The sequence below is a fragment of the Methylorubrum podarium genome (assembly GCF_040270385.1).
In the GTDB taxonomy this organism is placed as follows: domain Bacteria; phylum Pseudomonadota; class Alphaproteobacteria; order Rhizobiales; family Beijerinckiaceae; genus Methylobacterium; species Methylobacterium podarium.
The window spans coordinates 16,576-28,565 of record NZ_JBELQE010000059.1 but is presented as its reverse complement, the minus strand read 5'-3'; the positions used below and the strand labels follow the sequence as shown (position 1 = coordinate 28,565).

Here is an 11,990-nt window from a genome sequence, read left to right as displayed (position 1 = left end):
CGCCCCGCCCTCATGACCCACCCGATGCTGCGCCTGCTGATCGCCGACGGCAACGACCGCGACGGTCGCGCCACGCGCGCGGAGGCCGTCGGCCAGACCACCTCGGAGGCCTTCGCCGCCGTGGTGGCCGACCTCGCGCCCGAGGCGGCCTGCACGCTGGTGAACCCCGCCGACGCCGACGCCGTGGGCGGGGCCGAGCTCGCGGGCTTCGACGGCATGGTGCTCACCGGCTCCACCCTGCGGCTCGCCGAGGACGGCCCGGCCGTGCGGCGCCAGCTCGACCTGATGCGCGCGGCGCTCGAGGCCGGGTTGCCGGTCTTCGGCTCGTGCTGGGGCATGCAGGTCGCCGCCGCGGTGGCGGGCGGGGATGTCGGCGAGAACCCGCGCGGACCGGAATACGGCTTCGCCCGGCGCATCGCGCCGGTCGGCGACGGCGCATCGCACCCTTTGCTCGCCGGCCGCAGCCTCGCCTGGGACGCGCCCGCGATCCATCTCGACGCCGTCCTCGGCGCCCCGCCCGGTGCGCGGGTGCTCGCGGCGAACGCCGTCCTCGACGTGCAGGCGATCGAGATCCCTTACGGCCGGGGCCTGTTCTGGGGCACGCAGTACCACCCGGAGACCGACCTCGACGAACTCGCCGCGATGCTGCGGCTGAGTGCCGACGCGGTCGTCTCCGCCGGGCTCGCCGCGGACCGCGCGGCGGTCGAGGCCCATGCGGGCGAGGTCGCCGAGCTTGCCGGCCGCGACGGCCCGGCCCGGCGGCATCGGGCGTGGCGGCTCGGTGTGGGGTCCGACGTCGTCGAGCCCGGGCCGCGGCGCCGCGAGATCGGCAATTTCCTGAGGCACCTGTCCACAGCCCGCGGCCTGAAATGGCCGGAGCGCGACCGGGTGGCACGTTGACCCGTCCTCCCCCGCATCTAGCTTCGCCTTGACGGCTTTCTTCCAAGCCGCCTTCCAAGCCGCGCGGGAGACGCGTTTCCAATGAGCCAGGGTTCCTCGGTCGCGGTCATCGGCAGCGGGCTCGGCGGTCTCGCCTCGGCCTGCGTGGCGGCGGCCCGCGGGCATCGCGTCACGGTCTACGACAAGAACGCGTGGATGGGCGGCAAGGCGGCGGTGCTGCACGAGGGCGGCTTCCGCTTCGACATGGGGCCGACCATCCTCACCGTGCCCCGCGTCCTGGAGCGCATCTTCGCCGAGGCCGGGCGCTCGGTGCACGATTACATGGACCTGCGCCGCCTCGACCCGCAATGGCGCTGCTTCTTCGACGACGGTTCGGCGATCGACCTGATCGAGGACGTCGACGCCATGGCCGCCTCCATGGACCGCTTCGCGCCGGGCCAAGGGGTGGGCGACGGCTACAGGAAGTTCATCGCCGTCTCCGAGCACCTGCACGGCGTCTCGGAGCGATTCTTCTTCTGGAAGGCGGTGCAGGACCTGTTCGACACGATCGACATCCGCGCCAACATGAACCCCGGAACGCTGCGCGACGTGCTGAGCCTGCGCATGCACGCCACCGTGGCGAGCACGATCCGCGGCAAGGTTAAGGATGCGCGGCTCGCGCAGATGCTCGACCACTTCGTGCAATATGTCGGCTCCTCGCCCTACGGCGCGCCGGCGGTGCTCTGCGCCATCGCCCACATGCAGACGGCGGAAGGCGTCTGGTACCCGATGGGCGGCACCCGCGCGGTGGCCGAGGGGCTGATGCGGCTCGCCACCGAGCTCGGCGCCACGATGAAGCCCGCCGACGAGGTGCTCGGCCTCGACATCGCCGACGGCCAGCTCCGCGGCCTGCGCACCCGCGACGGCATCAGCACCTACGACGCCGTGATCTCCAACATGGATTCGGTGCGCACCTACCGCGAACTCGTCGGCGGCGAAGTCGGCAGGTCCTACGAGAAGAAGACCTTCGAGCCGGCCTGCTCCGGCGTGGTGCTGTATCTGGGGCTCAACAAGCGCTACGAGCACCTCGCCCACCACGACTTCGTCTTCTCCCGCGACCCGGAGGAGGAGTTCGACTTCATCTACCGCAAGGGCGAGCCGGCCCCCGACCCGACCGCCTACCTCGCGGCCCCCTCCTCCACCGATCCGAGCGTGGCGCCGGACGGCGGCGAGGCGCTCTACGTCCTCGTCCACACGCCGTATCTGCGCCCGCACCACGACTGGTCGAAGATGTTCCCGGCCTATCGCCGGACGATCCTGGAGAAGCTCAAGCGCACCGGCGGCATGCCGGACATCGAAGAGCGCATCGTCGTCGAGCGCCACCTCACGCCGCAGGACATCCACGACCGCTACAAGGTCCTGAACGGCGCGATCTACGGGCTCGCCTCGCACGGGCGGATGATGGGTGCGTTCAAGCCCGGCAACCGCTCGCGGGAGGTGCGCGGCCTCTATCTCGCGGGCGGCGCCGCCCATCCGGGACCCGGCATGCCGATGGTGATGATGTCCGGCTGGATCGCCGCCGACGCCCTCGATCACGACCTGCGCGGCAGCCGGGAGCCGGAACTGCGCAAGAGCGCCTGAGCTTCCCCCGTCATGACGCGGTCGATCCCGCCGCCCGAGCGCTCACGGCGGCTCTGGCGGTTCATGGCTGCCTATTTCGACCGCTTCGTGCGGCGCCACCTGAACGCCCTGCGGCTCGCCCGCTGGGGCGTTCCGGCTGGCAGGACGAGCGTGGGGCCGCTGGTGATCTACGCCAACCATCCGGCATGGTGGGATGCGGCGATCCTGATCGTCGCCGCCGACCGGCTGTTTCCGGGGCGCGAGAGCTTCGCGCCGTTCGATGCGGCGATGCTGGAGAAGTACGGCATCTTCCGGAAGATGGGCGCCTTCCCCGTCGATCTCGACAGCGCCCGCGGCGGCGCGCAGTTCCTGTCGGCCTCCCGCGCGATCCTCGCCGCGCCGGACCGCGCGATCTGGATCACCGCGCAGGGGCGCTTCGCCGACGTGCGCGCCCGCCCCCTCGGGCTGAAGCCCGGCGTCGCGCGGCTCGCCGAGATCGCGCCCGAGGCGACCTTCCTGCCGCTCGCCATCGAGTACGCCTTCTGGGACGAGCGCGGGGCGGAGGCCTTCCTCGCCTTCGGCGCGCCCCTTCCGGCGGCCGAATTGCTGGCCCTGCCCCGCCCGGAGCGCCTCGCCCGGCTCGAGTCGGACCTGACCGCGACCCTCGACCGGCTCTCGGCCGACGTGATCGCCCGCGATCCCGCCCGGTTCGAGACGCTGCTGGCGGGCCGGCGCGGCGTCGGCGGCGTCTATGACGGCTGGCGGCGGCTCGCGGCGGCGCTGACAGGACGACGCTTCGAGCCGGGACACCGGAACGGCAATGGTGCGGAGACGCGGACCCGATGACGCTCGCGCTCCTTGCCCTCATCGCCCTCGCCCTGGCCCTGCTTCCGGCGGTGCTGGCGGCGGTCAACCTCGCGATCCTGCGAACCCCTGAGCCCGCGCCGACCGGCGGCCTCGTCTCGATCCTGATCCCCGCCCGCAACGAGGCGGCGGTGATCGAGGGCACGGTGCGGGCGGCGCTCGCGAGCCGCTTCGTTCCGGTCGAGGTGATCGTCGGCGACGACCACTCGACCGACGAGACCGCGGCGATCGTCGCGCGCGTCGCGGCCGCCGATCCGCGCCTGCGGCTGATCTCCGTGCCCGCCCTGCCCGAGGGCTGGACCGGCAAGAACCACGCCTGCGTCGCGCTCGCCGCCGCGGCCCGCGGCGAGCGCCTGCTGTTCCTCGATGCCGACGTGACGCTGGCGCCGGTTGGTGCGGCGGCCCTTGCCGCGCACGCCGTGACGAGCGGGGCCGATCTCGTCAGCGGCGTGCCGCGGCAGGTGATGGAGACGCTGGGCGAGCGCCTGACCGTGCCGATGATCGACTTCCTGATGCTCGGCTACCTGCCGATCGCCCTGATGCGCGCCTCGCCCCGGCCCTCGCTCGGCGCCGCCTGCGGGCAGATGATCCTGATCGGCCGCGGGGCCTACGCCGCCACCGGCGGCCACGGCGCGATCCGCACCTCTCTGCACGACGGCGTGCGCCTGCCGCGGCTGTTTCGCGAGCAGGGCCTTCGCACCGACCTCGTCGCCGGACACGCGCTCGCCGCCTGCCGGATGTACCGGAACTTTCCGCAGTCCTGGGCCGGCTTCTCGAAGAACGCGCACGAGGGCATGGCGACGCCCATGGCCCTCCCCGTCTGGACATTGCTGCTGTTCGGCGGCCACGTCCTGCCCTGGCTCGTCCTCGCCGCCGCCCTGGCGCTCGGGGCCGGGAATGCCGCCGCCCTCGCCTTGGCCGCCGCCCTCGTCTCGCTCGGCACCCGCGCGGCGATCACGCTGCGGGTGGCCGAGCCGGCCGCGACGATTCCCCTGCATCCGCTCGCCGTCTGCACGGCGCTCGCGATCCAGTGGAACGTGCTGCTGCGCCCGAGCCGCGCCGGTCGGGCGGTGTGGAAGGGCCGCAGCTACGCGGTGGGCGCAGCGCCGAAGCCGCAGCGGGAGCCGGGCTGACCGGCGGCGGCCCGAGACGATCCATGCGGCAAATCGTGTAAGTCCGGCCATCCAGCCTTTGCAGTTCCCGAACAACGCCTGTAGCCTTGGTGCCACGACGGTCCTGCGTCTTGCCGGGCCGCATCGCCAGGAAGTTCGGTCGCGTCGATGAGGGATGAGAGCGCCGCCGCCGTGTCGGCCCGCCCCACCGCCGACCCGCAGACATCGCGGGACGGGTCCCGCACGGTCACGGGCGGACGCCCGATCGAGAGCTACCCCCCGCGCTACGAGACCGGCCGTCACGACACGGGCCGCAATGGTCGCCGCGACGCCTACGCCGCGCTCGATCTCGGCACCAACAATTGCCGGCTGCTGATCGCCGAGCCGACGCCCAACGGCTTCCGCGTGATCGACGCCTTCTCCCGCATCGTCCGTCTCGGGGAGGGCCTGGGCAATTCCAACCGCCTCACCGAGGCGGCGATCGAGCGCACGGTGGAGGCCCTGCGCATCTGCCGGGGCAAGATGAAGTCCCGCGCCGTCGCCCGCTCCAAGGTGATCGCCACCGAGGCCTGCCGGCTCGCGGTCAACGGCGCCGAGTTCGTGGCGCGGGTACGCGCCGAGGTCGGGCTCGACCTCGAGATCGTTGACCGGCAGACGGAAGCCTACCTCGCCGTGACGGGCTGCGCCGCGCTGGCCGACCCGCGGGCGGAATCGGTCGTGATCTTCGATATCGGCGGCGGCTCCACCGAGATCGCGTGGCTCGACGGCGCCGCGGCCAATCCCTCGACCGACCCGACCCTGCGCATCCGCGCCTGGGACTCGCTGCCCGTCGGAGTGGTGACGTTGGCCGAGCGCCACGGCGGCACCGAGGTCACGCGGCGCACCTTCGAGGGCATGGTGGAGGAGGTCGGCGACCTGATCTCCCCCTTCGCCCTCCGCGCGGCGGCGGCCGCCACCGCCCCCTATTTCCACCTGCTCGGCACCTCGGGCACGGTGACGACGCTCGCCGCCATGCACCTGCGCCTCGCCCGCTACGAGCGGCGCCGGGTCGATGGGCTCTGGATGAGCGACGGCGAGGTCGGCGACGCGATCGAGGATCTGCTCGACACCCGCCTCGAACAGCGCGCCGACAACCCCTGCATCGGCCGCGACCGGGCCGACCTCGTTCTCGCCGGCTGCGCGATCCTGGAGGCGATCCGCCGGGTCTTCCCCTCGGACCGCCTGCGCATCGCCGACCGGGGCCTGCGCGAGGGCCTGCTCATGAACATGATGCGCGAGGACGGCGTCTGGCGCCGCGGGCGGTATCGCTGAGGACAATCGGGCCGGACGTAAACGACGTCGATCCCCTCGCCCCGCCGGGCAGGGAGAGGGGGGGCCCAAGACATGTCCGATATGCTCCGGGAATGCCGTCTTCACGCGCTCGCGGCAGCAGGATAGGGACGATCCGGCCGTTGTGAGCGCATCGGCGCGTTCCGATGCTTGAGGACATGATCATGACCGACCGGCGAGGCGGGACGGGCGGCCTGCGAGGCGACCTGAAGCAGCGGGTGAAGACCGGCCGCGGGCGCACCCTCTCCCAGAAGCGCTGGCTCGAGCGCCAGCTCAACGACCCCTACGTCGCCCGCGCCAAGCGCGAGGGCTACCGCTCCCGCGCCGCGTTCAAGCTCATCGAGATCGACGAGCGCTTCAAGCTGCTGAAGCCCGGCCAGCGCATCGTCGATCTCGGCGCGGCACCCGGCGGCTGGTCGCAGGTCGCCGCGAAGATCGTCGGCGAGGGCGGGCGCATCGTCGGCATCGACCTGCTCGACGTCGAGCCGATGGCGGGCGCCACCTTCATCACCCTCGACTTCCTCGACGACAGCGCCCCCGAGCGCCTGACCGAGCTCTTGGGCGGCAAGGCCGACCTCGTCCTGTCCGACATGGCCGCCAACACCACCGGCCACAAGAAGACCGACCACCTGCGCACGATCGGACTCGCCGAATCCGCCGCCGCCTTCGCCGCCGAGATCCTGGCGCCGGGCGGGGCCTTCCTGGCCAAGGTGTTCCAGGGCGGCACCGAGGGGAGCCTGCTGTCCGACCTGAAGCGCGACTTCGCGGTCGTGCGCCACGTCAAGCCGGCGGCGAGCCGGGCGGATTCGAGCGAGCTCTACGTGCTGGCCACCGGTTTTCGCGGTCAGCCCGTGGGCGAGGCCGACGACGCGGACTGATCGGTCACGGGCGGCTGCGCCCCGCCTTCCTTTCGTGGCACGATGCCTGCGCATCCTGCCCGAGAGTCGCGCCCCGAGAGCCGCGCAAGGAAGGACCCGATGACCGCCAGCCCCCTCACCCGCTTCTCCGTCGCGCCGCTGGCCCGGATGACCCGGCGCCTCGCCGAGGTCGCCGCCGGCCGCACCGAGCCCGATCGCGTCATCACCGGCGCGCGGGTGCTCTCGACCTATTCCGAGCGCATCCTGCCCGACCGCGAGATCTGGATCGCGGGCGGGCGCATCGCCGCGGTGAAGCCGGTGGGCCACCATCGCGGCGGCGCGCCGCGCACCGACGTCGCCGGCGGCCTGATCGCGCCGGGGCTGGTCGATCCGCACCTCCACATCGAGAGCAGCATGGTCACGGCCTGCGCCTACGCCGAGGCCGCGCTGATCAACGGCACCACCACCATCGTCTGCGACAGCCACGAGATCGGCAACGTGCTCGACGTGGACGGCGTCGAGTGGATGCTGGAGGATGCCCGCGCGGCGCCGCTCAACATCTTCCTCACCGTGCCGAGCACGGTGCCGGCCACGACGCCGGAACTCGAGACCGCGGGCGGCGACCTGACGGCGGAGAAGATCGCCGGGCTGTTCGACGCGTGGCCCGAGGCGGTCGGGCTGGGCGAGAAGATGGATTTCGTCGCGGTGGCCGCCGGGGACGAGCGGGCGCACGCCATCATCCGCGCCGCCCTGGAGCGGGGCCGCCCGATTTCGGGCCACGTCTACGGCCGCGACTTCGTGGCGCCCTACGCCGCGAGCGGCGTCACCGACACCCACGAGGCCGTGGATGCGGACATCGCCGACGACCTGCTGGAGGCCGGCCTCTGGATCTTTCTGCGCGGCGGGCCGCCCACGACGCCCTGGCACTCGCTGCCGAAGGCGATCGGCACCGTGACCGAGTACGGCGCCGCCTGGAAACGGGTCTGCGCCTGCACCGACGACCGCGACGCCGACGACCTTCTCGCCTTCGGCCTCGACTGGGTGGTGCGCGAGGCGGTGGCCCGCGGCATCCCGAAAGCCGCCGCCTGGGCGATGGGCTCGCTGCACGGGGCGACCCGCTACGGCCTCGACGGCGAGGTCGGCGGCCTCGGCGGCGGGCGCCGGGCCGACCTCGTGCTCCTCGACGACGACCTGGTGCCGCAGGCGACGTGGTACGGCGGCGAGCTGGTGGTGGAGGATCGCAAGCCCACCCCGAGGCTCGAAGAGGCGCTTGCCCGGCCCTACCGCTATCCGGCGCCGGCCTACGCCACGGTGCGCCTCCCCGATCCGTTGCCGGCGCTGATCCCGCCCCTTCCCGCCGGCCCCTGCACGGTCAACGCGATCCGCACGACCTTGCCGGGGATCGAGCTGAGCCACGAGCGCGTCGCACTCGCCCCCGGCGCCGACTGGGCGGCGACGCTCGCCGCGCACGATCTCTGCCACGTCGCGGTGATCGAGCGGCACGGCCGCTCCGGCGGCGTCGCCCACGGGCTGCTCTCCGCCTTCGGCCTGAAGCGCGGCGCGGTGGCGAGCAGCGTCGGCCACGACTCGCACAACCTCATCGTCGCGGGGCTGAACGAGGCCGACATGCGGGTGGCCCTCGACGCGATCGCGGCCCATCAGGGCGGGGTCTGCGTCGTGGAGGATGGACGGGTCGCGGCGATGGTGCCGCTGCCGGTGGCGGGGCTCCTCTCCGACAAGCGCGTCGGCGCGGTGGCCGACGAAGTGAGAGCCCTCAAAGCGGCCTGGGAACGGGCCGGCTGCAGCATTCCCTATATGGGCTTCAACCTGATCCCGCTCTCGGTGATCCCGCAGATCCGCATCACCGACAAGGGGCTGGTGCTGGTGCCGGAGATGCGGCAGGTGCCGCTGTTCGAGGCGGCGTGAGCGAGGCGCTCCGCTGAGCCCCTCTCCCCGCCGGGCGGGGAGAGGCCCGCAGGCACCTTGTCGTGCCTGCGGGAAGCGCAGGCGAAGCCGGAGCGAGGGTGAGGGGGTGTTTCAGGACGAGGCGTATCCGGCCAAGCCCCCTCACCCTCGGCTGCCGCCTCGCTTCATGCCCCGACGAGGGGGCATGAAGCCCTCTCCCCGCGAGCGGGGAGAGGGGATCCGCATGCGGCCGAGCCGATCGAACCGCGGTTCAGCGCGCGGTGGAGACGCCCGGTCCCTTGTCGGTCCAGTCCGGCGGCAGGCCGATCATGTCGCCGATGATGCCGTCCACGCCCGGCGCCCGTCCGAACGCCTCGCAATCGGGATCGAGCGGCGCCTCGCCGAGCGTCGTGATGCGGACGCGGTCGTAGGTCGGGAGCTGCAGCTCGCCCTTGAACGGGTCCTTGCCCGTGGCGAGGTAGGAGCCGAAATCCTGGCCGAACTCGCCCGCGAGGTCGTAGGCGTCGCCGGCCGCGGAGAAGCGGGCCTGGTTGGTGAAGGAGTTGGCCGCGCCCGCCCAGATCATCGCCGCGCGCTGGCGCTTGCGGGCGTCGAGCGCCTCGGCCTCGATGGTCAGGCTGCCGAGCCCGATCGGCACCCGCGGCACCGGGATCTTGCCGACCGCGTCGGCGAAGCCGATGCCGACCTGCGCCGCCACCGTGATCGCCGCCGAGGCGGCGATGGTCGCGCTGGAGGCCGGCACATTGGTCAGCTCGACCCGGGTCACGACCGAGCGCACCGTGAGATCGGCCTTACCCGAGGATACGATGTCGTAGCGCAGCGAGAGATCGTAGCAGAGCGCCCGGTCGGCGGCGTTGGCGATCACGCGCCGCTCGACCGGTGTCAGGCCGGGACCGGAGACCGCCTCGGTGAAGGCCGTCGGCACGATCCGCACGGTGCGCACCGTCTGCGGCAGGGTCGGGTCGATGAACAGCCGGGATTCGGAGGCCACCGCGTCGCTGGTGACGAACTGGTCGCGGCGCGAGAGCGCGTCGCCGTCGGTGAGGACCACGTTTCCGCAGCCGGTCAGCCCGGCGAGCAGGACGGCGCCGAGCGCGAGGCGGGAGAAGCCGGAACGATGAGTCGACCGCAGGGGCATCAGGCTCTTTCGCGGGATGTTGGGCCGGCGCCGTGAGACGCGCGGGGATGCGCATCCGGCCGAGGCCGGACAGCACCGCTTTTCAGGCGGAAGCCTAGCCGTAAGGTGGCGGTCCCGGAAGGATCCGGCCAGCGGCCGCGCGCGTATCCCGCGGGTCTGTGACCGTTCCGCCACGTTGTTTCATCCCGCGACTGCCCGACATGAGGTTCCGGTGTCGCCTCGCCGCGACGCTTCCCTCCCCCGGCGCAACCCTTCGGTGCGTTGCGCGCTTCTCCCTGCCGATGCGTCCCGCCCAGATCGTCCCCCTCGTCGTCGCCACCGCGCTGTTCATGGAGAACACCGACTCGACGGTGATCGCCACGGCGCTGCCGGCGATCGCGGCGAGCCTCGGCGTGGACCCGATCGCCCTCAAGCTCGCGCTCACCGCCTATCTCGTGAGTCTGGCGATCTTCATTCCCGTCTCGGGCTGGGCCGCCGACCGCTACGGCGCCCGCAACGTCTTCCGGGCCGCGCTCTGCGTGTTCATGGCGGGCTCGCTCGCCTGCGCCGCCGCGAACTCGCTGGCCGGCTTCGTCGCCGCCCGCTTCGTGCAGGGGATCGGCGGCGCGATGATGGTGCCGGTCGGCCGCCTCGTGATCCTTCGCTCGGTGCCGAAATCCGAACTCGTCGGGGCGCTCGCCTACCTCACCATCCCCGCGCTGATCGGCCCGATCCTCGGGCCGCCGCTCGGCGGCTTCATCACCACCTACGCCGACTGGCGCTGGATCTTCTTCATCAACATCCCGATCGGGCTCGCCGGCATCGTGCTGGCGACCCTGTATTTCGGCGACATCCGCGAGGAGACGCGCCCGCCGCTGGACGGGGTCGGCTTCCTCCTGTCGGGCGGCGGGCTCGCCCTGATGATGCTCGGCTTCGCCGCGACCGGGCGCCACCTCCTGCCGGACGGCGTGTCCTGGGCCTGCATGGCCGGCGGGATCGTCCTCGTCGGGCTCTACCTGCGCCACGCGAGGCGCGCCGCGCACCCGCTGATCCGCCTCGACCTCCTCAAGCACGACACCTTCCGCGCCGCGGTGACGGGGGGAAGCCTGTTCCGCATCGGCACCGGGGCGATCCCCTTCCTGCTGCCGCTGATGCTGCAGATCGGCTTCGGCCTCGACCCGCTGCATTCGGGTCTCATCACCTTCGCCGCGGCGGCGGGGGCGCTGCTGATCAAGATCGTCGGCCCGCGCATCCTGCGCGCCCACGGCTTCCGCCGGGTGATGGTGACGAACGCGCTGGTCGCCGCCGCCTTCCTCGCCGCCAACGGGCTGTTCACGGCCGAGACGCCGCACTGGATCATCGTCAGCGTGCTGCTGCTCGGCGGCTGCGTGCGCTCCCTGCAATTCACCTGCGTCAACGCCATCGCCTATGCCGACCTCGATTCGCGCGAGATGAGCGCGGCGACGAGCTTGGCCAGCGTCGCGCAGCAGCTCTCGCTGAGCCTCGGCGTCTCCATCGGCGCCCTGGCGCTGGAGGGCGCCGCCTCCTGGCACGGCCATTCCGGGATCGAGGCGGGGGATTTCCCCCTCGCCTTCCTCGCGGTGGCCGTGATCTCGGCGGGCTCGTTCTTCGTGTTCCGGCGGCTGGCGCCGGATGCCGGGTCGGAGGTCTCGGGCCAGCGGCGGGTCGCCGAGGCCGTGCCGAGACCCGCCGACGGGTCGCCTCAGAGCCTGGCGCCGATCACGCCGCGGCACGCGCCGGAGCCCGGCCGCCCGTCCGCTTGACGCCGCCGGGCTTGGCGCGCGCTGGGGCCTTGGCCGATGCCTTGGCGGGCGCCTGTGCGAAGGCCGACGCCGCGCCGGCGCCGAAGAAGCCGCGCCAGCTCCAGGCGCCGGGGCCGGTCATCGCGTACATCAGGAAAGCGCCGGCGAGCCCGAGATCGGCGAGGAGGAAGCTGCGCTCGGTCACCGCGGCGGCCCCGGCATGGAGCCAGAACGGGTGCAGCAGGGCCGCCATGCCGGCGACGAAGCCGGCCATGGCGAGCCCGGTGAGCTGCGGCATCACGCCGAGGATGACCGCGAGCGGCCCGAACACCTGCACGATCACGGCCGCCGTCGCCATCGCGTTCGGGGCGGGGCAGCCGGCGCCCGCCAGCGTCACCGCGAAGCCGGAGACGTTGAGCGCCCGCGCGATGCCGGTCGGCAGCAGGGCCGAGACCATAAGGAGGCGGGCGGCGAGGAGGACGCCGTTCTGGGCTGAACCGAACACGGGCCGAGGACTCCGGGA

General features: G+C 72.7%; 10 protein-coding genes. 8 read left to right on the top strand and 2 right to left on the bottom strand.

All coding sequences use genetic code 11. The features are described from left to right. Positions 1–12: 12 nt before the first annotated feature. The 7 genes from ABS772_RS10285 to ABS772_RS10255 all read left to right on the top strand — a co-directional run bounded on the left by ABS772_RS10285 (position 13) and on the right by ABS772_RS10255 (position 8,587). Complete coding sequence (locus tag ABS772_RS10285) at positions 13–900, top strand: type 1 glutamine amidotransferase (RefSeq protein WP_350394243.1); 888 nt, start codon at positions 13–15, stop codon at positions 898–900. 81 nt (positions 901–981) lie between these two features. Further along, positions 982–2,520 (top strand): phytoene desaturase family protein, encoded by a 1,539-nt coding sequence (locus tag ABS772_RS10280; RefSeq protein ID WP_350394239.1) that lies wholly within the window; start codon positions 982–984, stop codon positions 2,518–2,520. Positions 2,521–2,532: 12 nt separating this feature from the next. After that, a complete protein-coding gene (locus ABS772_RS10275; RefSeq protein ID WP_350394237.1) occupies positions 2,533–3,345 on the top strand; it encodes a lysophospholipid acyltransferase family protein in 813 nt (270 codons plus the stop codon). Further along, positions 3,342–4,496, top strand: a complete 1,155-nt coding sequence (locus tag ABS772_RS10270; protein WP_350394235.1) for a glycosyltransferase — start codon at positions 3,342–3,344, stop codon at positions 4,494–4,496. The genes ABS772_RS10275 and ABS772_RS10270 overlap by 4 nt, the downstream gene beginning before the upstream one ends. Positions 4,497–4,643: 147 nt before the next feature. After that, complete coding sequence (locus tag ABS772_RS10265; RefSeq protein ID WP_238255477.1) at positions 4,644–5,786, top strand: Ppx/GppA phosphatase family protein; 1,143 nt, start codon at positions 4,644–4,646, stop codon at positions 5,784–5,786. Positions 5,787–5,968: 182 nt separating this feature from the next. Next, on the top strand, positions 5,969–6,682 hold the full coding sequence (locus tag ABS772_RS10260; protein WP_238255478.1) for an RlmE family RNA methyltransferase: 714 nt from the start codon (positions 5,969–5,971) through the stop codon (positions 6,680–6,682). A 99-nt stretch (positions 6,683–6,781) separates the two neighbouring features. Beyond that, positions 6,782–8,587 carry an adenine deaminase C-terminal domain-containing protein gene (locus tag ABS772_RS10255; RefSeq protein ID WP_350394233.1) on the top strand — a complete coding sequence of 602 codons (1,806 nt, stop codon included), beginning with the start codon at positions 6,782–6,784 and terminating at the stop codon, positions 8,585–8,587. Between the two features lie 250 nt (positions 8,588–8,837). On the opposite strand, the gene ABS772_RS10250 is transcribed toward ABS772_RS10255, so the two are convergent. Further along, positions 8,838–9,725, bottom strand: a complete 888-nt coding sequence (locus tag ABS772_RS10250) for a DUF3313 domain-containing protein (protein ID WP_350394231.1) — start codon at positions 9,723–9,725, stop codon at positions 8,838–8,840. 281 nt (positions 9,726–10,006) lie between these two features. Between ABS772_RS10250 and ABS772_RS10245 the strand changes: the two genes are divergently transcribed. Beyond that, positions 10,007–11,488: an MFS transporter gene (locus ABS772_RS10245; RefSeq protein ID WP_350394229.1), complete on the top strand. Its 1,482-nt coding sequence runs from the start codon at positions 10,007–10,009 to the stop codon at positions 11,486–11,488. Here the strand turns inward: ABS772_RS10245 and ABS772_RS10240 are convergent. Next, positions 11,445–11,972 carry a DoxX family protein gene (locus tag ABS772_RS10240; protein ID WP_350394227.1) on the bottom strand — a complete coding sequence of 176 codons (528 nt, stop codon included), beginning with the start codon at positions 11,970–11,972 and terminating at the stop codon, positions 11,445–11,447. The genes ABS772_RS10245 and ABS772_RS10240 overlap by 44 nt on opposite strands. Between the last annotated feature and the right edge of the window lie 18 nt (positions 11,973–11,990).

Bases quoted from the DNA above. Each gene is read 5' to 3' on its own strand.
- ABS772_RS10285 (WP_350394243.1), top strand. From the start codon at position 13: ATGACCCACCCGATGCTGCGCCTGCTGATCGCCGACGGCAACGACCGC.
- ABS772_RS10280 (WP_350394239.1), top strand. From the start codon at position 982: ATGAGCCAGGGTTCCTCGGTCGCGGTCATCGGCAGCGGGCTCGGCGGT.
- ABS772_RS10275 (WP_350394237.1), top strand. From the start codon at position 2,533: ATGACGCGGTCGATCCCGCCGCCCGAGCGCTCACGGCGGCTCTGGCGG.
- ABS772_RS10270 (WP_350394235.1), top strand. From the start codon at position 3,342: ATGACGCTCGCGCTCCTTGCCCTCATCGCCCTCGCCCTGGCCCTGCTT.
- ABS772_RS10265 (WP_238255477.1), top strand. From the start codon at position 4,644: ATGAGGGATGAGAGCGCCGCCGCCGTGTCGGCCCGCCCCACCGCCGAC.
- ABS772_RS10260 (WP_238255478.1), top strand. From the start codon at position 5,969: ATGACCGACCGGCGAGGCGGGACGGGCGGCCTGCGAGGCGACCTGAAG.
- ABS772_RS10255 (WP_350394233.1), top strand. From the start codon at position 6,782: ATGACCGCCAGCCCCCTCACCCGCTTCTCCGTCGCGCCGCTGGCCCGG.
- ABS772_RS10250 (WP_350394231.1), bottom strand. From the start codon at position 9,725: ATGCCCCTGCGGTCGACTCATCGTTCCGGCTTCTCCCGCCTCGCGCTC.
- ABS772_RS10245 (WP_350394229.1), top strand. From the start codon at position 10,007: ATGCGTCCCGCCCAGATCGTCCCCCTCGTCGTCGCCACCGCGCTGTTC.